Source organism: Streptomyces sp. NPDC002935, assembly GCF_040611295.1.
GTDB lineage: Bacteria > Actinomycetota > Actinomycetes > Streptomycetales > Streptomycetaceae > Streptomyces.
In genome coordinates this window covers 93,910-117,355 of the sequence record NZ_JBEXNW010000029.1, presented here as the reverse complement: position 1 = coordinate 117,355, position 23,446 = coordinate 93,910, and the positions used below count along the sequence as shown (strand labels likewise).

Sequence of the window (23,446 nt, the reverse complement as noted above, 5' to 3'; positions counted from 1 at the left end):
CGGCATGCGATCACCATATGAGCCTGAGCAGCTCGGCCTACTGGCTTCAGCACGACCGACGTACGGCGAGATCGGACGCTCAGCTTGGGAAGCTGCGGAACTATGGGGCTGATCGGTGCGCTGACCTGGTCCGGATGGTCGGATGGTGGCCGCTTCCGACCGGGGGCTTTCACCATGGTTCCCCGCTGTTCCCCGCTCGATCTGGTGCGCTTGCGGTGCGGCTGTCTGCAGTGCCGAACAACCCAACGCCCGCAGGCTTGGGCAGAGGCCTGTATTTCAGCAGCTAAACCAGGATGATGAGGCGAGCAAAGCGGCAGAGGACTTCCTGGCTGACGACCGCCAAGACCCGTGCTCCGCCGCCTACCCTAGCCCTGCTGCGTCTTGTGGCATGGGGTAGAGCCCAAGCTCGCGACGTGCGGCATCCAGGAAGTTTCGTTCGGCAGCCCAGAGCTCTTGGAACTTCTCTGCGGGCATATCTCCCACGCCATGCGTGGCACGGGCAGCGGCGATGTGGCGAGCGCACCGCACCAGTTGTTCGACGGTGTTCAGGATGGCAGGGCGCTCCGTTACAAGGAGGGCTGATGTCTTCGTGGCTTCCATCCGCTCTGCATAGGAACGACCAGTTGCATCGAAGAACGGCATCATTGTTCCGATCCGCGTCGGATGCGGGACAGCCGAGATGTTGGCAGCAGGGTCGCGAGTGAAGGCCACGTACTCGCGGTAGGCCGTTAGAAAGTCACGGTATACAGCTAGCCGTATGTCTCTCCACTGGCGCGCATGCTCGCGCCGCCAAAGTCGATCTTGATTCCGGGTGGACAGCCACCCGCCGAGCAGCACGGCGAACAATGTGACTACGGCTGTGATTGCGTTACTGACGACGTTCATCGACTGCAATCCCCCTCGTACGGCAGCGCTTGTAGCCAAACACTTGTAGCTCGGCCAGGCGCTCTTGCGCCTGGCGGGTGCGCTTCTCGACATCAACTTTGAGCTCATGCAAGCTTGCTTCTCGCGCCTGCTTCTGACGCTCTCTTTCCATACGGGCCTGTTCTGTTCGCGCTGCTCTCCGCACGCTGCCGTTCGGTCTGGCGCTTGGCCAACTCACGCTCGACTTGCCCCGCCGGGCCACCCTCAGCGATACCCATCTCTGCTAAGTGAGAATCGTTGGGCCTGATGGGCTGGCCAGTCGGCCGCGACGGCTCTTGGCGCGTGTCACCCTCTCTCTTAGATTTCTTGCCTGGGCAACCTACTCAGAGTGAGTGGCCGAGAATGATCACCGTGCTGCGCCGCCGGCTCGGATTCAGCGGGCTCGCCCAGAACGCAGGTCGCATGCTGGGGCTAAGACTTGTCCCGTAACTGCTGGTCACGGGTGAGATGATCTTGGCGTGGCTGGTGTGATCACGGCGTCGGAGCCGTCCTGGATAGCCCCGTTCACCGGGTTGAGTCCGCGTCAGTTCGGCAAGCTGATCACCGCGTTGCAGCGCGAGGGCGCCGACCCGGTGCGCAAGGGCCGGCCCTGGAGCCTGCCGCTGGAGGACCGGGTGCTGCTGGTCGCCGCCTACTGGCGGACCAACCTCACCCTGCGCCAACTGGCGCCGCTGTTCGGGGTGTCCGAGTCCGCGGCAGACCGCATCATCGACCACCTCGGACCCGTACTCGCCCTCCAACCACGCAGACGGTTCCGCAAGGACACCGTGCTGATCGTGGACGGCACCCTGGTCCCCACCCGCGACCACCAGGTCGCCGAGCAGTCGAAGAACTACCGCTACTCCACCAACCACCAGGTCGTCATCGACGCCGACACCCGGCTCGTCGTCGCCGTCGGCCGGCCACTGCCCGGCAACCGCAACGACTGCAAGGCATGGGAACTCTCCGGCGCCAAGGCTGCCGTCGGCAAGACCACAGTCATCGCCGACGGCGGGTACCGCGGCACCGGCCTGGTCATCCCGCACCACTGCGAACCCGGCCGGGCCGAACTCCCGGCCTGGAAAGAGGAACACAACACCTCCCACCGCAAAGTCCGCGCCCGCGTCGAGCACGCTTTCGCCCGCATGAAGACCTGGAAGATCCTGCGCGACTGCCGCCTCAAAGGCGACGGCGTCCACCACGCCATGGTCGGCATAGCCCGCCTGCACAACATCACCCTCGCCGGATGACAAAGCAAACGGCCAGATCAGCAGGCATGCCCGAAGTCATTTACGGGACAGCACTTAGACGCTGCAACAGGTGCAAATTTGTGCCCGCATCCTTATCAGGTCGATCACGAGGTCCACCAACGTCGACCAACGGCTCCTGGGTATCTGCCGATCGCGCACTGAGGTCCGGCGCCGATCGCGGTTGTTCGTGCTCGTTGGTGCCAGTCGCCGCACGCGGTCGTGACAACTGGCAAGGAGCACCAGTTTGGAAGATCGCGTACGCGGCTGTCGGGCTCGCCTAGTTCGCGCCCGTCGGTGTCAGTGGGGCGCGGCTTAGTGGCGATACAGCAGGAGAGCGACGAGTCCCGTCAAGGCCGTAATGAGACTGGCGATTGCCGTGATGAGTGCCGCCGCTTGGTGACCTCGTGTGCTTGGCTCGCTGATTGCCCTGGGTGTAACGTTCCCGCTATCCGTTGCCTCATGGTCTATGCCATGAGCTACCGGTTGGAGTGAGTGGTCGCGCTCCGGCACGTTCTACTCCTCATTATCGAGAGACCCGTGCGGCGATGGTTGTGAGAGACGAGCGCCGGACGGGTCTTCGTTATGCAGTTGAGTAACTTTCAGCAGTCATCACATCGCAACTAGTTTGGCAGTACAGGGAGTTGCGATTGCTGCCCGGTTGATCTGTTGGGAGACCGTAGCAGCGCGTTGCCGTGGTCCCAATCCAGTCACGGACCGGACGCCCACTTCCAGCAACGAAGCGCTTGCTCTGAGAACTGCATCTCGGATGTGCGGGTTTCACCATCAGTGCTGCAAGCAGGGTTGGCGTGTATGTACACCGTGTAGTCAACGTGTAGCTACAAAGTGCCGGGCAACGTTGGCTGAAAAGCCGCCGCGGGATCGATCTCCAGGTGACTACGGGCGGCATCTCCAGCCTCCACCGCCAATCGCGCGTCCACGCGGTCGGATGGGTTGCCGCCGACGTAGCGCATCCTCACGACTGGAGCAACTCGCCCTGGAGTGTTTGCCTGTAGTACGTAAGTCGGGCGAGCCGATCGCTGCATCGCGGGAAGCTCTCTGAGCTGCGGTTGGGCAGGCTGGTCATTCCTGTGTGCCCTCGCGCGTGGCTGCGGGTGCCCGGCCTTGGCCACCTGCCGGTTGAGTCCGGCTGAGGCTCCCCCAGTTGGTGACGTCTTGGCCGAGTGTTGAGTCAAGCTGTTCCATCGCCTCCCGTGCGACCAGTTGCCGATCCTCGCCAGCTGCTTCCCGACGCTCGACATTCCGTGTGATGCGTTGCAGTTCCGCAAGGATCAAGCTTCGCTGCTGCCACATTTCCTGATGACGGAAAAGGCCACTCCAGGCTGTGATCACGCTGATGAACCCCGCCATGCCCGTACTGGTCAGCCCAAACCAGGCCGCGCGAGTCGGCCAGACAGCGACTGCCACGCCAAGCACGGCGATGATCCCGTTTAGGGCCGCGATTCCTACCGTGGTCCTCCGGGCATGCTTTTTCGTCAGTTCGCGTGTGCGTGCGATTTCGTTTCCGTAGTGCCAGAGGTAGTGCTTCGTCACCCCGAGGGCATCTGATCCATCCGGGGGCGGACTCGGCGGACGCATGCCGGAGAACACCCTGTTGCCTTGCTGCTGCGTGGTGGTCGGCCGATTCATGGCGCGGAGCCTAGCGGCGGCACCAGCAACAGGTACGTGGTCAGTCGCAAAACCTAGGTCGCCAGAGTTAAAGCCGGTGGGGTGCTGTCCTTCGGCTGAGGATGGCGCCTCGCGGTAGAGGCAGGTTTTGAGGTCCAGACTCATTTTTGTCAGGTCGATCACGGCGGTCCGGAGCCCTGCCGCGATCCGTCTTCCGTGCCGGTGCCCGATCCGCTGACGTTCGGAGATTGGTACCGTTCTCCGCCCCCGTTGGTGTCAGCCACTGATGTCAGCCGCGAACAGAGGCTTGACAGCGAGCCCGCACCGCACCTCGGCGGTACGTGAGTTTTCGTGATCTACACATCTGATCATCGACCGAGGCAGAGGATAGGCAGGTGCTCGAAACTGCCTTCAAGATCTCCAGCATCGTGCTTCAGGTTCTGGGTCTGCTCTCGGCAGCAGTTGGACTGTCGAATACGTTCAAGGACTCGTCAGATTCGGGCGATCGCTTCTTCACTCGGGTGATGGTGGCTGAGCTTGGGGTGGCGCGACAGCTGTGGTTTGGCGTTAAGCGCCTCTCACGTCGACTTTTCGGACGCCCGCGACCGAGGATGATCACTGGCCGCCTTGGTGCCGCCATGGAAGTTGGCCTCGTCGGAAGCGCTCGGGGCATCGTCCAGTTCGGGCCGCTGCCTGACCCTGCCCAGGATCCCGATGCGTTCAAGGCTGCGGTTGAAGACCGCTTGAACCGTGCGTTCAAGCTGGCTCAAGACGTGCAGCACGACTTGGGGCAGGAGGCGAAGGCGCGCCAGCAAGAGGATCAGGAGATCGCTAACGATCTCCAAGCTCGCCTCACTGCTCTCGATGAGGAAGCAAAACGAAAGACGATTCGCGGCTTGCACGAGCAGGTGCTTGGTCTCTTCTGCGTCGCCGTTGGGCTCGCAGTGCAGAGCATCCTTGATCTGGCCTACTGACCCCTCACCGGCACCCCTACCCCAACCCACCACTCTCCCCAGCTCCCATCCCGTCCGCCGTCGACCCACACGCATGTGGAGCGGGCGTGGTTCATGGCGTCCAGGTGGAGCGCGCCACTGTACGAACGACCTGGACGCCATGGGCCGCGTCTGCTCGGCTTTGCCTGGGGCGATGGTGGACGGGATGGGAGCCCCTGGCACCGGTTCGGATTGGAACTGCGGCGCGACGTTGAACGGGGATCGGGCGCGCGGCCAGCCTCCGCGGCTGCCGTGGCTGGCTACATCGCCAAGTACGCCACGAAGGGGGCAGAATCCGCGGGCGCGGTGGACGGGCGGATACACGACGCGCGGGAGATGGTCATGCTGCCCGTACGCGCACACGTGCTGCGCATGATCGGCACGTGCTGGTGGCTCGGCGGCCTGTCGGAATTCGCGTCGCTGGGGCTGCGCCGCTGGGCGCACATGCTCGGCTACGGCGGCCACTTCTCCAGCAAGTCGCGTCGCTACTCCACCACGCTGACCGCACTCCGGCAGGCCCGTGCCGACCATCGCGCCGAGCAACAGCGGACCGTCCTCGGCCTGGCCGACCGTCCGACGGTCACGGTCGGCGAGTGGCGCTACGCAGGGCGCGGCTACTCGCCAGAGGCGGCACTTCTGGCCGCTTCGGTGCGGGAGGGCGGTGCTTCCCATGGCGCGTGACACTCGTGCGAAGCCGGCCGAACTCCTCACCGTGCGGCAGGTGCTCGACGAGCTGGGCGGCATCTCCCGGCGCACCTTCTACCGCTGGCGAGAGCTCCGCATCGCACCGGCCTGCATACGGCTGCCGAACGGTGAGCTGCGGGTCCGGCGTGACGTGCTCAACGACTGGTTGGACGAGCGGGCGGAGGGGGTGGCCTCGTGAAGTCTTACAAGGTCTCTGTTTGGAAGCTGTCGGTCAACAAGACCACCAAGAAGCCGACTTACCTCGTGCGCTGGGTGGTCGACGGACAGCCGTTCACTGAGTCGCACAAGACCAAGGCGCTGGCCGACCGCTTCCGGGCCAAGCTCGTGCGGGGATACGCGAAGACCCCGGCCTCAGCGTTTCCGCTGGTGACGGGGTCTTTGGGCACCTCATGAGGGGTGCCCCCGGCAGGATTCGAACCTGCGCACACGGCTCCAGAGGCCGGTTGAGGTGGTTCGCCGGTCGGCGTCGGCTCGCCGCGACGACGCCCGAAGGCGCCACCGCGGCGAACCGGCGATCGGTCAGCCGTCGATACGGTGACCGGTCAGCCGTGGATACGCCGGCCGGTCAGCCGTCGATGCGGTGGGTCGTCCAGAACGACGTCAGGTCCGTGGTCGTGGCGGCCTGGGCGGCCGCCTTGAACTCGGCCGTGGTCGAGACGCCGTACCAGTGCGACGTGGCGTAGTCCTTGAGGAGCTTTGCCATGACGGTGTCGCCGAGCACGCGCCGCAGGTCGTGCAGGGCGCACTTGCCGTAGCCGTAGACGACGGTGGAGTAGCGGGACGAGTGCGTGTCCCAGTAGGCCATCGAATTGGTGATCTTCTCCGCGGTCGAGGCCCAGGAGACGCTGCTCCAGCAGCTGGTGCCCGTCTTGCCCTGCGCCAGGTCGGTGGCGTAGTCCGTGAACGACTCGTCGAGCCACGGGCTGGTGTACTCGTCGTCGCCGACGATCCCGTAGAACCACTGGTGACCGATCTCGTGGGTGAGCGCCGTGGTGCTGACCAGGTCGAGGACGAACCCGGGGTACTCCATGCCGCCGAACCAGAAGTTGTTGTCGATCACGGCGTCCAACTCGCCGTACGGGTACGCGCCGAAGCGTGCGGCGTGGGCGTCCACGGCGGACTTGGCGGTGGTGAGCATCGACTGGGCGTTGGCGGAGCTGATGCCCGATACGGAGTAGACGTTGATGGGCGTGCCGGCGGTGGAGGTGCCGGAGATCTTGCTGAACGGGCCCGCCGCCCAGGCGAAGTCACGGACCTTGGACGCGGTGGCCGTGGTGACCGTGCGACCGCTGGAGCCGGGGGTGTCGACCGAGGCGCCGGTGGCCGGGACGAGCAGGCTCGTCGGGTGGTCGAGGGTCACCCTGAAGTCGGCGGCCAGGGAGTAGAAGGACTCGCCGTTGTTGGTGTACGGGTCCAGGTGCCAGCCGGCGCCGTCCTTGACCGCGAGCACGGGCAGCGCGTTGCCGATGAAGCTGAAGGCGCCGTCGTAGCCGAACCGGTCGGCGCCGCTGGGCACGGTGATGCCGAGGTCGAAGCCGACGGTCGCGCTCTGGCCCTGCGCCAGTGGTGTCGTCAGGGTGATCTTGAGGGCGGTGCAGTTGACCGAGAGGGCACCGGCGGTGCCACCCGTGACATTGCTGACCGTGATGGGCATCGCGGAGCAGGTGCCGTGGTAGTTGTCCCACAGCCTCAGGTACACCTCGCTGAGCGCGGTGGACGAGGCGTTGGTGAAGGTGGCGCTCTCGTGGCCGGTCCAGGCGGTGCCGCTCGTGTTGCTGGTCAGGTCGACCGTGTACGCGGGGGCGGCCGGGGTCCGGGTGGAGTCGGCCGGCGGGGTCGTGTCCCCGGAGGTGTTGAGGGCGACGTCGTCGAGGACGAAGCTCGTCTGGAGGCTGGAGTCCTCGGTCCCCGTGAAGGCGACGGTCACGGTCTGGCCCGCGAACGCCGACACGTCGAACGACTTCTGGGCGTACCCGGACGCCTTGTTGAGGTTCGAGTACGTCGCCAGCGTCGTGCTGCCGATCTTCGCGGTGAGTTTGTCGTATGCCGTCGACGAGGTCGTCTCGGCCGTGTCGATGTGCAACCAGAACGTGAGGCTGGCGCTGCTGCACCCGGACGGGATCGTGACGCTCTGCGAGAGCGTGTCGGTGTGGGTGCTGCCGACACCGTCCAGCCAGGCGAAGCTGGTGCCGCCGTGGGCGGTCTGGCCCGAGCGGCTGGTGATCACGGTGGTCGAGGACTGGGTCCAGGGCGAAGTGCCGCTCTCGAAGCCGCCGTTGGTGACCACCTGGGCCGGGGTGCAGGCGGCTGCCGCCGCCGGTGCCGTGTGCGGCGAGGCCGCCACGGGGGTGCTGGGGAGCGAGACTGCGGCCAGGGCGGCGACGGTGAGGACGCGTGCCGCCAAGGCCTTGAGGGGGGTCGGTCTCACACGAAACTCCTTTGAGGCGGCCGGGATTCCGGCCTGCTCGGTGGCCGCCCGGACGACTGGGGTGCGCCGGTGGACGGCCGCGGGCCGCGCGCGGGTGCGCGCGGTCGCTTGGTGAGATTTCCGTGCCGTCACCCTGGGGTCAGGGCGACGGCACCTGGAAGCCTCGCAGATTTGACCGAGACATGCCATCAAAGTATGGAAAAGGAGTCGGGGTGCTGCAAAGGAGGTCGGGATGCTGGAAAGGAGGTCGGAGTACGGGAAGGCAGGCCGGGGATGTGTGCGGCTCAGGACTCCGGCTCGCGCAGGGCGGGCGTCAACCGCGACCAGGGATTGGGGAGTTCACCCGTCACCGGCCCGGCCACCGCCGCACCGCGGTCGAGCGCGGTGCGGACGGCGAGCGGAACGAGCGCTTCGGGGACGCCGTAGACCAGATGACAGAACCGCTCGGGCGGGTGCCGCGCGGTCCACGCCGGTCTGCTGAACGCCGACACATACGTGGACCAGTGGCCCTCGAACGTGACGAGCAGATCGGCGAAGCGCGCGTACCCCGGCGCCGGATGAACGCCCGTGTTCAGCACGACCGGAGCCGCGCCCAGCCGGCGTACGCTCTGCACCAGCCGCTTGCAGGCGGGCAGCGCGGCCGCGGTCGACGTCACCCGGTCGAGGAAACAGCCCTGCGTCCCGTACCAGTCCCGGTGCCGCAGGACCTCGTCCGCGATGTCGTCCGGATCGCGCGCGCCGTAGTCGGTGTCGACATAGCCGAGCAGCCGGGCGCCCGCCGAACGCAGCGCGTCTGTCGCCGCGGTGAACGCGGGGTCCGGACCGGCGCCCGGCCCGTCCGCCGGGTTGATGACGACCCCGTACGTCCGGTCGGCCGACGTGATCAGGCGGTGCCAGGCGCCCGGGTCCTCGCCCGGGTGGACGTACAGCGGAATCAGCAGACTCATGGCGCCCGGTCGCCTTCGACCTGCCGTACGGGAGAAGGCTCCCTCGCGGCCGTCCAGAGCGCGGCCAGCGAGTCGTCGAGGGTCAGGGACGGTTGCCAGCCGAGGGCCTCCCCGGCGGCGGTGATGTCGGAGCACTGCCACGACACCTCGCCCGAGCGGGCGGATCCGCCGCCGTTCTCCTCGATCCGTCCCCGGAAACCGGCGACGCGCGCGAGCCCGCCCACCAGGTCGCGCACCGGAACGGCCTTTCCGCCCCCGATGTTGAGGATCCGCGGCAGCGGCCCGGGCGTCGTCGCCGCGGACACCGCAGCCCGCGCCACATCGCGTACGTCCACGAAGTCGCGGTAGGCGGACAGGTCGCCGAGGCGGATCACCGCGTCCGGGTCCTGTCCGGCCTCGTGGAGCAGCCCCGCGATCCGGCCCGGCAGCCCGGCGGACGGTGCCCCTGGCCCCACCGGGTTGCCCACCCGCAGCACCACCGCGTCGAGGCCGGAGGTGGTGACGGTGACGGTGCCGGCGAGCTTGGTGGCCCCGTACGGGGTGAGGGGACGGGTGGCGGCCGACTCGGTCACGCTGGTGTCCCGGATGCCAGGACCGTACTCGGCGGCCGAGCCCAGATGGACGAGCCGGGCGGTCGGCGCCGCCTCGCGCAGCGCCGCGCAAAGAACCGCGGGGCCACGGGAGTTGACCTCGGAGAGAGTCACCGCGTCGCCGCCGGTCGCGCCGGCGCAGTTGATCACGGCGTCGGGTGCGGCCGCCGCCAGGGTCGGAACCAGTCGCTCCTTGCGGGCGGTGGCCAGGTCGATGGCGAACTCCGCGGCGGGCGAGCGGCCGCCGCCGAGCACCCGCACGCCCGGAAGGGAGTGCAGGTGCTCGACGACATGGCCGCCCAGATAGCCGGTGAAGCCCAGGACGAGAATGCGCATGCGGTGGTCAGGCTCCCTTGAGCAGCAGCGACTTGCGGGTGGTGAACTCGGCGTTGGCCCGGTCGTAGTCGTCCGGGCGGCCGATGTCCAGCCAGTACCCGTCGAAGGCGTAGGCGTGCGGCTCGTTGCGGCTCCGCAGCAGGTCGAGGACCAGCTCGTCGAAGCCCAGCGGCAGCCCCGGGGTGTAGCCCTCGAGCGTGGACCGCGACAGACCGTACACGCCCATCGAGACGCGGTAGTCGATGCTCGGCTTCTCGGTGAAGGCGACCACCTTGCTGTCGTCGGTGGTCAGCACACCGAAGTCGATCTGCACCTTGCGCGCGTACGTCGCGATGGTCAGCGGCGCCCCCGAAATCCGGTGCCGCACCAGGACGTCGGCGAAGTCGAGATCGGTGAGCACGTCGCCGTTCATCACGAGGAACGACTCGGGAAGCCGATCGCGCATGGTCAGCAGGGGGCCCATGGTGCCGAGCGGGCTCTCCTCCGTGGAGTAGTCGACGGCCATGCCCCATTGGGAGCCGTCGCCGACGTAGGCGCGGATGATCTCGCCCAGGTGGCCTATGGCGATGGTGCAGCCGGTGAACCCGGCCGAGGCGAGCTGGCGCAGCACGATCTCCAGGATGGCGTGCTGATCACCGATGGGCACGAGCGGCTTGGGCAGCGCGGTGGTGTAGGGCCGCAGCCGGACGCCCTTGCCTCCCGCCAGAATCACTGCGTGCATGGGGCTCCTCCTTCGTGGGACGTGCCGGACGGGGTCAGATGTTGTAGATGCCCGTTTTGTAACGGGCGAGGTTCGCCGGTTCGCGGAAGAACTCCACGGTCTGCGCGAGTCCTTGTTCCAGCTCGTGGGCGGGGCTCCAGCCGGTCGCCTCGGCGAGCCGGGTCGCGTCGGCGACCAGGCGCATCACCTCGGAGTTGGCCGGCCGGATGCGCCCCGCGTCCTCGCGCACGTCGAGGGAGGTGTCCATCACCTTGCCGATCAGCGCCACCAGGTCGCCGACCGAGATCTCGCCGCCCGTACCGGCGTTGAAGGTCCGGCCCACGACCCGCTCCGCGGGCGCGGTGCCCACGGCGAGGAACGCCTGCGCGGTGTCCTTGACGAAGGTGAAGTCGCGGGTGGGCCGCAGATCGCCCAGGGTGATGGTGCGTTCGCCCGCGGCCACCTGGCCGATGACGGTCGGGATGACCGCGCGCATCGACTGGCGCGGGCCGAAGGTGTTGAACGGCCGGAGCGTCACCACCGGCGTGTCGAAACTCGCGTGGTAGCTGTCGGCCAGCCGGTCCCCGCCCGCCTTCGAAGCGGCGTACGGGGACTGGGTGTTGATGGGGTGGTCCTCGGTGATCGGCACGGTCCGCGCGGTGCCGTAGGTCTCGCTGGTGGAGGTGTGCACGAGCCGGGGCGTGCCGAGGGCGCGCACCGCCTCCAGCACGTTGAGGGTGCCGGTGACGTTGGTGTCCACATAGCTGTGCGGCGCCCGGTAGGAGTAGGGGATCGCGATGAGCGCGGCCAAGTGGTAGACGCAGTCGGCGTCTTCGACCAGACCGCGGACCGAGCCCGGATCCCGGACGTCGCCGAGGACGATGTCCACGTGATCCAGGACGTCGGGACGCAGGGTCTCCAGCCAGCCGTACGAGGAGAAGGAGTTGTACTGCGCCATGGCCCTCACCCGATGTCCGGAGGCAACCAGCGCCTCGGTGAGGTGAGAGCCGATGAAACCCTCGGCTCCGGTGACGGCGGCGAGCGGTTCGGTGGTCAACTCGTAGGTCCTTCCGGTCGGTTGCTCGTGTGATGTGCGTTTTGACTTCGGTGCACGGTGGCGGTCCGCGTGGTCCGGGCGGGCCGCGGGCGGTGGTTCAGGCGTGTGGCGCGGGTCGCCCCAGCAGCCGCACGGCACAGGCTGTGAGACACAGGGCGGCCGTGCCGCAGAACAGGGACAGCGCGACGGCGCTCGACGGGGCATGCAGCACGGTGGCCGAGGCGGCCCCGCCGGCCGCCGCCAGACAGACCGCGGCCGGCGGCCAGGACACCCCGAAGGCCTGGAGCAGCAACGCGATCCACAACGTGGCCGCGAGCAGCAGCAGCGGGCCCGGCTCCGCGCCGGTCAGCAGGGCCGCGGGCAGCAGCGGGAGGACGTAGAGGAGCAGGCAGAGGCCGAGGACGCCGGCCGAACGCAGCAGGAAGGCGGCCGGGGTCGCGGTCGCCCGCAGCGCCGCCACCGACATCCCGCGATACCGGTACAGCAGCCACTCCGCGGGTCCCATGCTCACGGTCAGCACGATCACGGCGTACGGATGCTGTCGTCCCTCCAGCAGCACCAGCACCCCGGCGGACAGCCCGAACAGGCCGTACGGCAGCGACTTCAGCAGCGCCGGACGCGCGCCGTCCGGGACCGGGGAGGCGGTGAAAGCGGCCCGCAGCGCCCAGCCGGCCGCGGCGACCGCGCCGAGCACCGACAGCAGCGGCAGGGCGACGCGCAGCACGTTCCCCGGCTCCCACCAGGGCAGCGCCGCCGCGCCGGCGATCAGAGGGGCGAGCGCGGCCAGCAGCAGCCGCTCCCCGCCCAGCACCAGCAGCACCCCCGCTGCCGCGAGATACACCGACTGCGCCGCGGCGACCCCGATCGCCGTGCCGGACCCGGCGATCGGCGCCCCGGCCGCCGTCGCGGCGAGCGCACCGAGCGGTGCCCCCTTGAGCAGGGTGCGGCCCGCCTCGCGGCGGCCCGTGGTCATGCGCAGGTAGACGCGGTGCCCGAGCGCCTGACCCCACGCCCAGGACAGGAGTCCGGCCACCACCAGGACATCGAGGTCCCGGCCCGCGTGCCACAGCCGCCCGGCCAGCAGATAGGCGAGCCCCGGCAGGGCGAACAGTGCCCCGCGCAGCGCACAGCGCACATGGTCCGGACGCCACGGGTTCGCGGGCCGGGCCGGCTCGGGAAAGGTGCGCGGCACCCGCTCGTACAACGCGGAGGCGAGCGAGAAGAGGTTCGGGTGCCCGTACCGCTCCTGGATGACCTCGGCGGTCAGCCCCTCCGATTCCAGCAGCGCGGCCACCTCGTACGGGTGGACGGCCGGCCCGATGCCGTCCGCCAGCTCGGCGGCGAGCCGGTCGACCGCGTCCCGGTCGGCGCCATGGCCCGGCGCGGACAGGGCGGGCGGGCGGTCGTCGGCGAGCCGCAGGGACAGGGTGTCTCCCTCCGCGCCGCCGGGTTCCAGGGCCATCGGTCCGCTCATCCGGCCAGGCTCCTCGGCATCGACGGTGCCGCCGGGCTGCCCGGTGCCGCGAGCGCGGCGTCGGCCGTCTCCAGCACGCCCGGCATGATCCGGCCGAGTGCCGACAGCTCCAGGTAGATGGACCGGAACGTGTCGACGGTCTGGCGCAGGGTGAACTGCTCGATCACCCGCAGCCGGGCCGCCTCGCCCATGGAGCCACGGCGCGCCGGATCACCCAGCAGCTCCAGCGCGGCGGCGGCCATCGCGGCCGGATCGCGCGGCGGGACGACGAGGCCGCTGTCGCCGACGGCCTCGCGCACCCCGCCCACGTCCGTGGACACGGTCGCCCGCCCGCACGACATGGCCTCGATCAGGGTGAACGGGAAGCCCTCGCTGATGCTGGACAGCATCACGACGTTGCCCGCCGCGTAGGCGTCCTTGATGTCGTCCACACGGCCCTCGAAGGTGACCGCGTCCGCGTGCCCCAGTTCGGTGGCCAGGGCCTCGCAGCGTTCGCGGTAGGCCTCGCCGCCACGCGGTGTGCCGCCGAACAACCTGAGTCGCGCGTCCGGGAGTCGGTCCCGGACGAGGGCGAACGCCCGGATCAGGGTCTCCAGGTCCTTGATCGGGTCGACGCGTCCGGCCCAGCTGAGGGTCGGCCGCTCGGGCTCCGGACCCGCCGGCGGGAACGCGGCGGGGTCCACTCCGTTGTAGACGGTGCGGATCGCGTCGGGTGCGGCGCCGCCCTGCTCCTCCCACAGCCGGTTGTAGCGGTTGCCCGGGGTGATCAGGGCGGCACGCCGGTACGTCTCCTCCGCGAGCAGCCGGAAGAAGCCCAGCACGACGGCCTTCACCGGCCAGCGGTACGGGGCCGTCCGGTAGCCCAGATAACGCTCGCGCAGATAGACGCCGTGCTCGGTCAACAGCAGGGGTACGCCGTGCCGTTCGAGCGCGGCCAGACCCGGCAGCACCGCGACGCCGCCGCTCACGGCGTGCGCCACCCCGTGCTCGGGCAGCGGCGCGGCCAACGGGCGCAGCGCGTGCTCCAGCAGAGCGGTCGCGGTGATGGCGTCGTGCAGGGTCGGCCGGGCCTCGCGGACGGCAAGACCCGGACGGTTCCACACGCCGGTCAGAACGCTGATCGCGCGGTCGCCGCGCAGGAAGGGACTCAGCATCCCCTCGGCCGCGGCCCGCGCCATCGTGTACAGGGCGCCGGCGAACCGGTCCTCGGCGCACGGGTCGACCAGAGCGGTCAGGAACTGTTCGTAGGCGGCGGTGAGTTGGTTGCGGCGCCGCCCGCGGGGCGGGCGGCCTTCGGGCGCGGGCCCCCACATGGGGACCGTGACGATGTCCGTGACGTGTGCGGGGATGTCCCACACGATCGGTTCGCGTCCGGTGCCGGTGACGGCGACGACGTCGAAGTCGATGTCGGGCATGCCGTCGACGAGTTGGTCGCACCAGACGCTGACGCCGCCATGGCTGTGCGGGTAGGTGCCTTCGGTGAGCAGTGTGACGCGCGTCGATTCGAGCCGGCGCGCGCCGCGGGGAACGTGCATCGATGTGCTCCACGGCCGAGGTGTGGGGTGGTCGTGCCCGTCCCGGCCGCTGATGGCGCGGCCGGGACCTTCGGTCGGTGCGCTGCTCAGTTGTCCGGGCTGTAGGGGACCTGCTCGGTGACGCCCGCGGGCACCCGGGTACGCGGTGTGCCGCTGGTCGCGGGCTGCCGTGCGGTGTCGAGGGGAGAGGACAGGGCGGGCGTGGACGACGGCAGGCCGAGCGTGATCGGGGTGCCGGCCGACGCGGTCCATCCGGAGACCTCGCCGGCGTAGGCGTCGCCGAAGCCCGCGGTGCCGTTCGTGGTGCCCGTGGGCATGGTGGCGGTGACCGCCACGCCGCTCGGCGCCTGGACGGTGACGGTGTCGCCGACGCGGTAGGCGGTGACCTGGCCGGCGTCGACCGCGGCCTTCCAGGCGGCGCGGCGCCCCAGTTCGACGCCGATGTCCTTCATCCGCAGGTTCACCACCGGGGTGTCGTCCGCGAACAGGTCCGCGTAGCCGTCGAGGACGCCGTCGAGGACCGGGTAGGCGAGGCGCTCCTCGGCGAGGTTCGACTGGTGGATGAAGTGCGGCTTGGGGTCGTTCGCGAGCACGTGCCCGAGGTCGATCCGGGTCTCCAGCGGAACGATGTGGTCGGCGTAGCCCGTGCTGGTGCTCAGCGGCGCCGACAGGCAGGTCGAGGTGTCCGGGTGGTCCTCGCAGATGCCGCTGCCGCCCTGGGCGCGGCCGGTGTAGATCCAGTTGTACTCGTCGACCTGTTCGGCGGCCTTCCCCGCGTTGTAGAAGACGTTCATCGGGTAGCGGGGCACGGTGGTGGCGGGACCGACCTGACGCTGGTCGGGCTCGCGGGAGTTGTCGGATCCGAGCCAGGTGACGCCGGTGTCGGCGAGCGCGAGCGCCAGGTTGGGGTTGTCGGCGGGCTGTTGCGGCGAGACCTTGAGACCGGAGTGCTCGCCGGTGATCAACTCCTCGTTGTCCAGGGGGAGTCCGGCGGTCTGGCCCCAGACCCGGTTGGCGGCGATCTCGTCGGCGATCGTCGTGCGGCCCACCCACCTGGTGCTGCCGTCGGCGCTGGTGGCGCACTTCCACGGCACCACGCTGACGTCCTGCTCGCAGCCGAGGAACGCGTGGGTGTAGGTGTGGTTGATCCAGCGGAACCGGTCGCGGTCGGCGATCAGTTTGTCGGCGAGCGGGTCGGCGCCGTTGTTGTCCTCGCGCTGGTCGACGCTGCCGGCGCCGTTGTAGGCGAGGTCGAGGGTGAAGTTCCGCCCGGTCTGCCAGTCGGTCGCGTGGTCGACGTCGGCCGGGGTCATCCGGATCGGGTTCGCGACGCCCTCGCCCTGCGGGCAGTCGACGTCACCCGGCGTGCAGTTGAGCGTGGTGTCCCAGCGGTCGTCACCGGCGAGGACATCGTCGACGTGCACGGCGAAGTAGTTGCGCGAGGCGCCGAGATGCACGCCTTCGGTCATCCACTCCACGATTCCGCGGGCCAGCAGCCGGAACTGCTGCTGGTACCGGTTGTAGACGAACGTGACGACGAGCTCGCGCCGTCCGTCGTGCCGGTACTCGCCCACGAGCGACCCTCGGGTCGACTGTCCGGGGACCGGCGCGTCGACGTACGGAGTGAAGTCCGCTCCCGCGGCGGGCGTCGACAGATACGCGTAACTCTCGCCCACGGTGGGGGAGTTGTCCTCGAACGGTACCGATCCGTCGAGATAGCCGAACGGTCCGGCCTTGCCGGCCGTCGTGACCTGCGCCTGTACGCCGTCGAGGCTGCCCGAGTAGCCGCCGTATACCGGGTACGGGAGACCGGCTTCGGGACGCGCGTAGGTGTACGCGTCGACCTGTGGGATCGCGTAGGTCTGCTCGTACGTCGCGAGGGCCGCCATCTCGGCGGAGTTCGCCGCGAACGGGTTGTCGTTGGGCAGCACGACGGCCTGGAACTTGGCGCGCGGTACGCCGTCCACGGTGTCCGCGAGGAAACCGGCGTCGATCACGGGCCGTCCGGACTGCTGCAGGTCGACCTCGGTGTACGGCGTGCCGGCGGCGGCCAGTTCGGCGGCGATGGCGTCGGTTGCCGGGCCGCCGTCGCTCACGATCAGGACCCGTAGATCGATGCGGGGCGTAGCGGTGTCCGCGTGTGCCGTGCCGGCCTGTAAGCCGAACGAGGCGATGAGCGCGCCGACGGTCAGCGCGGTCGTGTGAGTCCGCTTCATGCGGTGAGGTCCCCTCCCCGGGCAGGGGTGAGTACTGCTCCCATGGAGCCGACCACCCCCTGGCGCGACGCCACACCCCCCTCAGACGTGGCCGTCAACGCTTTCGTCGCGTCACATAGTGGTGGCTCTGTGTAGCTTTCGTGCGCCTGCTGCGAAACGTGACGGAAAAGAGCGGGTATCCAACGGGGGGTCACCGGCGCCGCGACAGGGTCCGACTGTCACTGTGGGGCAGCGACCGGTTACCGCGTGAAACACCCCTGCGCTGGCAACGGCCCGGGGTGGATGGTTCTGGAATGCGTTGATCCGCCCCGTTGGAGTGCCAGTGGTCCAGACCGCGACGGGTTGTGGGCGAATGATCGGTTTCAGGTCACCCTGACCCGCGCCTGTGACCTGCCTGTGTGCCGATGGGGCGGCCGGTCCGCGCGACTCGCGCGGACCGGCCGCCCCATCGACTCGTCGGGCGCCGACCTGGATCAGGCGCAGACCACGCGGGTCTCGGGTGTGTACACCGGACCGCCGCTGGTGTTCGTGCTGTCGCTGAACTCGGCGTAGTAGTACGAGTAGAAGCCGATGTTGCCGTTGCAGCCGGAGTCGGCGGCGATCTGGAGGGTGAGCGTGACGGTTCGGCTCTGGCCGGGCGGGATGGTGGACCCGTAGTTCGGGCCGAGGTTGGTGGGTCCCGTGCCCGGGCACGGGACGCTGCCGGCGGCCGTGGCCAGGTTGCAGCCGGTGAAGCTGTACTTCAGATCGGGCCGCTGGGTGGTCAGCCAGGTCGGCTCGATCGTCTGGTGGACGAACCAGACGTCGTACGTCCTGTGGTTGGTGATCGTCATCGACAGGTTCACCGTGCCGCCGGGGAGGGCGGTCGCGCTGTCCGTGGTGAACGTCAGGTCGGCCGGGGCCGGGTCGGCCGCACTCGCGCCGGGGGCCAGGCCGAACAGCGCGAGGGCGAGGGCGAAGACGGGGGCGAGACCGAGACGTCTCAACTGTGTTGATCGCATGGCCCGGGAGGCTAGGCAAGCGGCGAACGCACCGTCTGCCCCCATGCGGGCACGGAGCGTGATGATCGGCCGGAAGTGGATGTCCGGTGCCGAGAGTGTGGAGGCACCGTGAGGAGCGGTCGCTTCCGCGATTCCCGCACGGCAGCGCGGAGTCGGGCAACCGGCCCGCCGGACCGGGCCGGCATCGGAGGATCCGCGGTCCCGCCGGGGCTATTGGCGGATACCGGGCGCACCGCGCTCCGCGCACGCCTCGCCGGTGGACTCGGTGCGGCCGCGTAACCGGCCAAGCCGGTCTTTTCCGGCCGGGTCGGCGCCGTCCCCTCGGTGGCACCTCCCTCCCCGTCCGAAACTCCCGTGCATGAACCCGGGACGCGCGGGCACAAGCACTCGCAGACCGCTCGTGGATGCCCTCCCCCCCGGCAACCCCGAGCCCTCGGCCCCGCCCGTGGTCCCGCCCCCCTGGACCCCGCGGCGGGGCCGCATCTTTTTCGCAGCCCAGGTTCCCGAAGGGCGCGTCGGACGCGTCGGACGTGTTGGAGGGGGAAGGCGCGAGTCCCGCGCTCGTGAGGGGAATTCGAGCAATCTCCGGGAAACGGGTGTCACCGGCCGGGAAAGGGACACCCGTCGACTTCGCCATGAAACAACGGGAAACAGCAGAAAGCGCGCATCCGCAGATGAGTTGGAGGATTTCTTCGTGAACGAGAACCTTTGGGGTTACGGCCCGACCAGCGGTCACACACCCGACGCCGATCTCACCGGGTACAAGGTGGAGGCGACCGACGGCCACATCGGGAAGGTCGACAAGTACTCCGACGTGGTCGGTTCTCAGTACATCGTCGTGGACACCGGCGTCTGGATCTTCGGCAAGGAGGTCCTGCTGCCCGCCGGAACGATCACGTCGATCAGCCACGAGGACAAGACCGTCCATGTCACCCGGACCAAGGACGAGATCAAGTCGGCACCGGAATTCGACAAGGAGAAGCATCTCGGGGATCCGCACTACCGCGATCAGCTCGGCGGCCATTACGGATCCGGCCACTGACGCGACGCGAACCGCCGGTGCCGCCCGCATTCCGGGCGGCATCGGCGCTTTCCTGGTCTGGGGGCGCCGCGTAGCGATTGCGCCGCACATAAGGGACCCCGGCTGGACGGGGGAGACCAGCCGGGGTCGTTCATGCGGTGTGCGGAGGGCGGTCGCCTCTCGGCGAAAGGCTCCAGGAGCCTTAAGCCGGACGATCGTCCCCATGGGCCGTGGGCCGGCCCCGGGGGCACTGTCGCCTCCGCGCCACACTCCTTACAACGGCCGACCGTGCCGAGATGTTCCGCCCCGCGCTCCCTTCTCCCCGCCACGCGCCGTGCGACCCGCGGCACCGACTTCCGGCGTGGCCCCGCATCCGCCCGGCGGGCTCGACGGGAAGATCGGTCCAGGAGGGCGCGTGCGGCGGCGCAGAGGCGTCGGCACGTGCCCGGACCACCCCGCGCCCACCGACGCGCGGACCGGACCGGCTGCTCGGAGGAAGATGCCCATGACCGCGAAGCGCGGTGTGCCGGATGTCCTGGTCGTCGGCGGCGGGCTCGCCGGTCTGGCGTGCGCCCACGATCTCGCAGGCAACGGCTTCGGGGTCCGCGTCCTCGAGTCGTCCGACGGGGTGGGCGGCCGGATGCGCACCGACCCGCACGAAGGGTTCGTCGTCGACCGGGGCTTCCAGGTCTTCAACACGTCCTATCCGCAGGTCCGCCGGCGGCTCGTACTGCGCGACCTGCGGTTGCGGCCCTTCGCACCCGGCGTCCTCGTGCACACGGAGGACGGGCCGCTGCGCTTCAGCGACCCGACCCGCGGGCCGCGGCGACTGGGCGATCTGCGTCCGGGGCGGCTCGCGGGAACCCGCGACCTGCTCGCGCTGGCCGCCCTGTCCGGCCGGGACATGATCGCTCCCGCACGATCGCTGAAGCGCGGGGAGGACCGCACGACGCGCACCGCGCTGGCCGCGGCCGGATTCTCCGAGGAGTTCGTCGAACGGTTCTTCCGGCCCTTCCTGTCCGGCGTCTTCCTGGAGGACCAGCTGGAAACCTCGGGCCGGGTGTTCCATCTCGTCTGGCGCAGCATGCTGCGCGGCACCTTGTGCCTGCCCGGCGCGGGCATCGGGGCGGCGCCGCGCCTGCTGGCCGACGCGCTGCCCCCGGACACCGTGCGCCTGGGCAGCCCGGTCATGCGCCTCACGGACGACGGCGTCGAACTGGACGCCGGAGACGAACTCGCCGCGCGGGCCGTGGTGGTCGCGACAGGGCCCGGCCCTGCCGCCCGCCTGCTGCCCCAGCTGGATCTTCCGGCCTACCGCGTCGTGACGACGTACTACCACGCAGCGACCCGTTCCCCGCTGGCCGAAGCCGTCCTGATGACGGACGCGAGAAGGCGCTTCCTCAACACCTGCGTCCTGAGCGAGGTCGTCCCCGGCTACGCCCCGCCCGGGATGTCGCTGATCGCCACCTCGGTCCTCGGGCAGGACCAGGAGGGCCAGGAGACATGGCTGCGCGACGCGCTCGCCGAGGTGTACGGCACCGACACCGCCGACTGGGACCTGCTGACCGTCCGCACCGTTCCCGACGCCCTGCCGGCGATGCCCCCGCCGCACCCGCTCGGCCGGACCACCCGTGTCGCCCCGGGCCGCTATGTGTGCGGGGACCACCGGGCCACCGGTTCGGTCCAGGGCGCACTGGCGTCGGGCGCCCGCGCGGCCCGCGAGGTCACCAGGGACCTGGCCCGGTAGAGGGGGTGTGCAAGGGAGTTGAGAAACCTGTCATCCGCGGGGGCGGTCGCTACGGATCTCCACTGAGGGAACTCAAGGGATGAACCGAGATGAAGAGAACGTACATGCAGTGTGTGGTCCCGGCGGCCGGGCCACCCGTTCTGCGCGGGCAGCGCAGGGATCTCCGCCGCAGGATGACGGAATGGGGTCTTGAGCACGCCTGCGAGGACGTCCTGCTCGTGACCGGTGAGCTGATCGCCAATGCCCTGGAGCATGGTCGGCCACCCGTCCGCGTGGTCCTCACGGAGACCCGCTCGGACGAGGGGCGGCGCCTGCGGATCGAGGTCACCGATGCCGGGACCGGCCCGGACGTCGGCCGCGTCCGCGCCACCTGGCGGCATCCGTCCTTCTCCCTGGCCGACGGAGGTCGCGGACTCCTGATCGTGGACACGCTCGCCGAGAACTGGGGAGACGAGCCGACGGCCGAGGGGCACACGGTGTGGGCTGACGTGGACTGCGCGGCCGCGGGCATCCACGCGGGGGCCGCATAGCCTCCTAGGGCAGCGTCTGTTCCGTCCAGATCGTCTTGCCCTCCCCGGAGTAGCGGATGCCCCAGTTGTGGCTGACCTGCGCGCAGATGAACAGGCCGCGTCCGCCCTCGTCGACCGTGCGGGCGTGGCGTATGCGCGGAGCGGCACTGCCGCCGTCGCTGACCTCGCAGGTGAGCGTGACGTCCTTGATGAGGCGCAACCGGATCGGTGGAGCTCCGTACCGCACGGCGTTGGTCACCAGCTCGCTGACGATCAACTCGGTGGCGAACGCGGTCTCTTCGCTCACGCGCCACAGCCTGAGTCTGTCCAGGGCGCGGTGCCGTGCCGTCGCGACGGCTGCGGGCACGGATTCCAGGGACCAAGTGGCGACCTGGTCCGGCGGAAAGGCGCGGGTGCGGGCCAGCAGGAGAAGCACATCGTTGCTGCCCGACGTGTCGTTCAGCCTGTAGAGAATGTCGTCCCGCACCTCGCGCAGAGGGCGATCCAGCCGGGTCAGCGCTTCTCGCAGCGGGTTCGAACGGTCTCCGTCCGCACTTTCGGAGGCCGGGAACGATGTGGTGCGCAGTGCCAGAACGCTGCCCTCCCGCATGGGGACGGAGGCTGTGGCGAACGGAGGTCCTTCCCCGCTGCCCAGGAGAGGACCCGCGGGGATCTCCGGGACGTGTACCGCACCGCCGGGGTGAGCGACGACGGGCTTGGGATGACCGGCGGAGGCCATGACGCAGACCGCCTGGAGCGGGTCGTGGACCGCGTAGACGCAGCTGGCCCTGAGCGGCTGCTGGTGCAGCGGATCGCCCGGCGGCAGGACCGCCCGCTCGTGGGCGAGCCGTACGACCGCGTCGTTGAGGCGGGCGAGCAACTCGTCGGGTTCCAGGTCGAGCGCGGCGAGCGAATGGATCACCGTCCGGAGCTGGCCCATGGCGGTCGCGGCGTCGATGCCGCTCCCGCTGACCTCCCCGATGGCCAGGGCCGTGCGAGCGCCCGGCAGACCGAAGGCGTCGTACCAGGTGCCCCCTCCCGCGTCGGCCGGGACGTGCAACTGCGCGAATTCGATGGCCGTCTGCGAGGGAGGCTCCGGAGGCAGCAGGTGGCGTTGCAAGGCTGCCGCGATCGTGTGCTCGCGGGTGTAGCGGCGGGCGTTGTCGAGGCTGAGCGAAGTGTGCGTGGCCAGTTCGTGGGCGACGGCGAGGTCGTTCTCGTCGAAGGCGTCGTTCGGCCGTACGCGATAGAGGCTCAGCAGTCCGAGCACGGCTCCCCGCAGCGCCAACGGGGCGGTGAGCAGCAGGCGGGCGCCGGAGGCGCGGATGGCGCGGGCCCGCTCCGGATCGGCGTCGAACCAGGGGGTGCCGCTGTCCAGGGGGACGGCTCGCGGTCTGAGGTCGCTGAGCACCTGTGAATAGGGCGTCGGCGACGGCAGGGCCCGTACGTCGCCGATGGGATGGGCCTGCGCCGCATGGACGGGTGCCGCGTTGCGGAAGGCCGCGCGGCGCAGGGGGATGTCGCGCCCGAGGGGACTGAGTGGCGGATCCTCACCGCGCACCACCGCGTCGACCACCTCGACCACCGCTATGTCGGCGAAACCGGGGACCAGCGCGTCCACGAGTTCCTGGCAGGTCGTCACGACGTCCAGGCTCCGCCCCACCCGCTCGCGGACCGAACCGAGCGCCTCCAGGCGCCGTTTGGTCCGCAGGGACTCCGTGATCTCGGTCATGGAGGCGACCACGCCGCGCGCGTTTGTCAGGGGGAACGCCGAGACCTTCGCGAAACGCTCCGGTGCCGCACTGTCCAGTGGGTCGAGCCGTACGACGTAGTCGGTGACGGACGTGCCGTCGGTGAGTACGCCCCGCAGAAGGCCTTCGAACTCCTGTGGACGGGAGGGACGGCACACCTCGGCGACCGGCATGTCGAGAACCTTGTCCGCCGCGACGTCGCACAACGCGCAGGCCGCCTCATTGACGCTGAGAACGCGCAACTCGGAGTCCAGGACGAAGAATGCCTCGCCCGTTTTCGCGCGCAGGATGTCGAACGCCGCGGTCCGGGTGTCGCCGGGGACGGCACTGTTGTCCGCCTCGAAGACGCCCCACGCGACCCCGCCGTCGGAGAGCGGCACCACCTGGACACGAAGGTCGACCGGGTTTCCGTCGACGTCGTGGATGCCGGGAGCTCCGGATCCGGGTTCCGTACCGACGCCGGAGTCCCCGGCGTCGGCCATGACCATGGCCAGGGCCGCTTGTCCCACGGCCTCGGAGTCCGAGCGCAGCCAGATCTCCCGTGCCCGGCGACTCCACCGGACGACGACGCCCGCGCCGTCGACGATCATCAGCGGAGTGTCACCAGTCACCGGAACCACCTCTGCTGTGTGTCCGGCTGCGCACCCCCGCGTCATGG

The 23,446-nt window shown here is 69.5% G+C and carries 19 protein-coding genes, 1 tRNA gene and 1 pseudogene; 8 read left to right on the top strand and 13 right to left on the bottom strand.

Annotated features, from left to right (window positions below; genetic code table 11):
• Positions 1-360 precede the first annotated feature (360 nt).
• Positions 361-885, bottom strand: coding sequence for a hypothetical protein (locus ABZX90_RS31875; protein ID WP_355210660.1), 525 nt, complete (start codon positions 883-885; stop codon positions 361-363).
• 497 nt (positions 886-1,382) lie between these two features.
• Here ABZX90_RS31875 and ABZX90_RS31870 point away from each other — a divergent pair, with 497 nt between their 5' ends.
• Positions 1,383-2,153, top strand: a complete 771-nt coding sequence (locus ABZX90_RS31870; RefSeq protein WP_355210657.1) for a transposase — start codon at positions 1,383-1,385, stop codon at positions 2,151-2,153.
• 1,080 nt (positions 2,154-3,233) lie between these two features.
• Here ABZX90_RS31870 and ABZX90_RS31865 read toward each other — a convergent pair.
• Positions 3,234-3,800, bottom strand: coding sequence for an SLATT domain-containing protein (locus ABZX90_RS31865; protein ID WP_355210654.1), 567 nt, complete (start codon positions 3,798-3,800; stop codon positions 3,234-3,236).
• 374 nt (positions 3,801-4,174) lie between these two features.
• Between ABZX90_RS31865 and ABZX90_RS31860 the strand changes: the two genes are divergently transcribed.
• The 4 genes and pseudogenes from ABZX90_RS31860 (at position 4,175) to ABZX90_RS31845 (ending at position 5,869) form a co-directional block, all read left to right on the top strand.
• The gene (locus ABZX90_RS31860; protein ID WP_355210652.1) at positions 4,175-4,753 is read left to right on the top strand and encodes a hypothetical protein; all 579 of its coding nucleotides are present in this window, start codon (positions 4,175-4,177) and stop codon (positions 4,751-4,753) included.
• Between the two features lie 139 nt (positions 4,754-4,892).
• Positions 4,893-5,452: pseudogene (locus ABZX90_RS31855) on the top strand (replication initiator); the annotation flags it as partial.
• Entirely contained in the window at positions 5,442-5,654 is a 213-nt protein-coding gene (locus ABZX90_RS31850; protein WP_355210649.1) for a helix-turn-helix domain-containing protein, read from the top strand. The pseudogene ABZX90_RS31855 and the gene ABZX90_RS31850, both read left to right, overlap by 11 nt.
• Entirely contained in the window at positions 5,651-5,869 is a 219-nt protein-coding gene (locus ABZX90_RS31845) for a hypothetical protein (protein ID WP_355210646.1), read from the top strand. The genes ABZX90_RS31850 and ABZX90_RS31845 overlap by 4 nt, the downstream gene beginning before the upstream one ends.
• 4 nt (positions 5,870-5,873) lie before the next feature.
• Here the strand turns inward: ABZX90_RS31845 and ABZX90_RS31840 are convergent.
• From ABZX90_RS31840 to ABZX90_RS31795, 10 genes are all read right to left on the bottom strand, one after another.
• Positions 5,874-5,941, bottom strand: a tRNA-Ser gene (locus ABZX90_RS31840).
• Between the two features lie 100 nt (positions 5,942-6,041).
• A complete protein-coding gene (locus ABZX90_RS31835; protein ID WP_355210643.1) occupies positions 6,042-7,904 on the bottom strand; it encodes a M1 family aminopeptidase in 1,863 nt (620 codons plus the stop codon).
• A 284-nt stretch (positions 7,905-8,188) separates the two neighbouring features.
• On the bottom strand, positions 8,189-8,851 hold the full coding sequence (locus tag ABZX90_RS31830) for a spherulation-specific family 4 protein (RefSeq protein ID WP_355210640.1): 663 nt from the start codon (positions 8,849-8,851) through the stop codon (positions 8,189-8,191).
• Positions 8,848-9,777 (bottom strand): NAD-dependent epimerase/dehydratase family protein, encoded by a 930-nt coding sequence (locus ABZX90_RS31825; protein WP_355210637.1) that lies wholly within the window; start codon positions 9,775-9,777, stop codon positions 8,848-8,850. Before ABZX90_RS31825 ends, ABZX90_RS31830 begins: the two co-directional genes overlap by 4 nt.
• Positions 9,778-9,784: 7 nt before the next feature.
• A complete protein-coding gene (locus ABZX90_RS31820) occupies positions 9,785-10,498 on the bottom strand; it encodes a nucleotidyltransferase family protein (RefSeq protein WP_355210634.1) in 714 nt (237 codons plus the stop codon).
• Positions 10,499-10,532: 34 nt separating this feature from the next.
• On the bottom strand, positions 10,533-11,534 hold the full coding sequence (locus ABZX90_RS31815; RefSeq protein WP_355210631.1) for a GDP-mannose 4,6-dehydratase: 1,002 nt from the start codon (positions 11,532-11,534) through the stop codon (positions 10,533-10,535).
• Positions 11,535-11,631: 97 nt separating this feature from the next.
• Positions 11,632-13,008 (bottom strand): hypothetical protein, encoded by a 1,377-nt coding sequence (locus ABZX90_RS31810; RefSeq protein WP_355210628.1) that lies wholly within the window; start codon positions 13,006-13,008, stop codon positions 11,632-11,634.
• Positions 13,005-14,543 carry a GT4 family glycosyltransferase PelF gene (gene pelF, locus ABZX90_RS31805; RefSeq protein WP_355210625.1) on the bottom strand — a complete coding sequence of 513 codons (1,539 nt, stop codon included), beginning with the start codon at positions 14,541-14,543 and terminating at the stop codon, positions 13,005-13,007. Before pelF ends, ABZX90_RS31810 begins: the two co-directional genes overlap by 4 nt.
• An 86-nt stretch (positions 14,544-14,629) precedes the next feature.
• Positions 14,630-16,759 (bottom strand): hypothetical protein, encoded by a 2,130-nt coding sequence (locus ABZX90_RS31800; protein WP_355210622.1) that lies wholly within the window; start codon positions 16,757-16,759, stop codon positions 14,630-14,632.
• Between the two features lie 473 nt (positions 16,760-17,232).
• Positions 17,233-17,760, bottom strand: coding sequence for a hypothetical protein (locus ABZX90_RS31795; protein ID WP_355210619.1), 528 nt, complete (start codon positions 17,758-17,760; stop codon positions 17,233-17,235).
• Between the two features lie 694 nt (positions 17,761-18,454).
• Between ABZX90_RS31795 and ABZX90_RS31790 the strand changes: the two genes are divergently transcribed.
• The 3 genes from ABZX90_RS31790 (at position 18,455) to ABZX90_RS31780 (ending at position 21,058) form a co-directional block, all read left to right on the top strand.
• Complete coding sequence (locus ABZX90_RS31790) at positions 18,455-18,802, top strand: PRC-barrel domain-containing protein (protein ID WP_351131166.1); 348 nt, start codon at positions 18,455-18,457, stop codon at positions 18,800-18,802.
• Positions 18,803-19,286: 484 nt separating this feature from the next.
• Positions 19,287-20,528 carry an NAD(P)/FAD-dependent oxidoreductase gene (locus ABZX90_RS31785; RefSeq protein WP_355210616.1) on the top strand — a complete coding sequence of 414 codons (1,242 nt, stop codon included), beginning with the start codon at positions 19,287-19,289 and terminating at the stop codon, positions 20,526-20,528.
• A gap of 89 nt (positions 20,529-20,617) precedes the next feature.
• A complete protein-coding gene (locus ABZX90_RS31780) occupies positions 20,618-21,058 on the top strand; it encodes an ATP-binding protein (RefSeq protein WP_355210613.1) in 441 nt (146 codons plus the stop codon).
• Between the two features lie 4 nt (positions 21,059-21,062).
• On the opposite strand, the gene ABZX90_RS31775 is transcribed toward ABZX90_RS31780, so the two are convergent.
• The gene (locus tag ABZX90_RS31775) at positions 21,063-23,399 is read right to left on the bottom strand and encodes a SpoIIE family protein phosphatase (protein ID WP_355210610.1); all 2,337 of its coding nucleotides are present in this window, start codon (positions 23,397-23,399) and stop codon (positions 21,063-21,065) included.
• Between the last annotated feature and the right edge of the window lie 47 nt (positions 23,400-23,446).

Coding starts and splice junctions, on each gene's coding strand:
- ABZX90_RS31820 (WP_355210634.1), bottom strand. CDS start 10,498: ATGCACGCAGTGATTCTGGCGGGAGGCAAGGGCGTCCGGCTGCGGCCC.
- ABZX90_RS31825 (WP_355210637.1), bottom strand. CDS start 9,777: ATGCGCATTCTCGTCCTGGGCTTCACCGGCTATCTGGGCGGCCATGTC.
- ABZX90_RS31795 (WP_355210619.1), bottom strand. CDS start 17,760: ATGCGATCAACACAGTTGAGACGTCTCGGTCTCGCCCCCGTCTTCGCC.
- ABZX90_RS31800 (WP_355210622.1), bottom strand. CDS start 16,759: ATGAAGCGGACTCACACGACCGCGCTGACCGTCGGCGCGCTCATCGCC.
- ABZX90_RS31875 (WP_355210660.1), bottom strand. CDS start 885: ATGAACGTCGTCAGTAACGCAATCACAGCCGTAGTCACATTGTTCGCC.
- ABZX90_RS31830 (WP_355210640.1), bottom strand. CDS start 8,851: ATGAGTCTGCTGATTCCGCTGTACGTCCACCCGGGCGAGGACCCGGGC.
- pelF (WP_355210625.1), bottom strand. CDS start 14,543: ATGCACGTTCCCCGCGGCGCGCGCCGGCTCGAATCGACGCGCGTCACA.
- ABZX90_RS31810 (WP_355210628.1), bottom strand. CDS start 13,008: ATGAGCGGACCGATGGCCCTGGAACCCGGCGGCGCGGAGGGAGACACC.
- ABZX90_RS31785 (WP_355210616.1), top strand. CDS start 19,287: ATGACCGCGAAGCGCGGTGTGCCGGATGTCCTGGTCGTCGGCGGCGGG.
- ABZX90_RS31850 (WP_355210649.1), top strand. CDS start 5,442: ATGGCGCGTGACACTCGTGCGAAGCCGGCCGAACTCCTCACCGTGCGG.
- ABZX90_RS31780 (WP_355210613.1), top strand. CDS start 20,618: ATGAAGAGAACGTACATGCAGTGTGTGGTCCCGGCGGCCGGGCCACCC.
- ABZX90_RS31865 (WP_355210654.1), bottom strand. CDS start 3,800: ATGAATCGGCCGACCACCACGCAGCAGCAAGGCAACAGGGTGTTCTCC.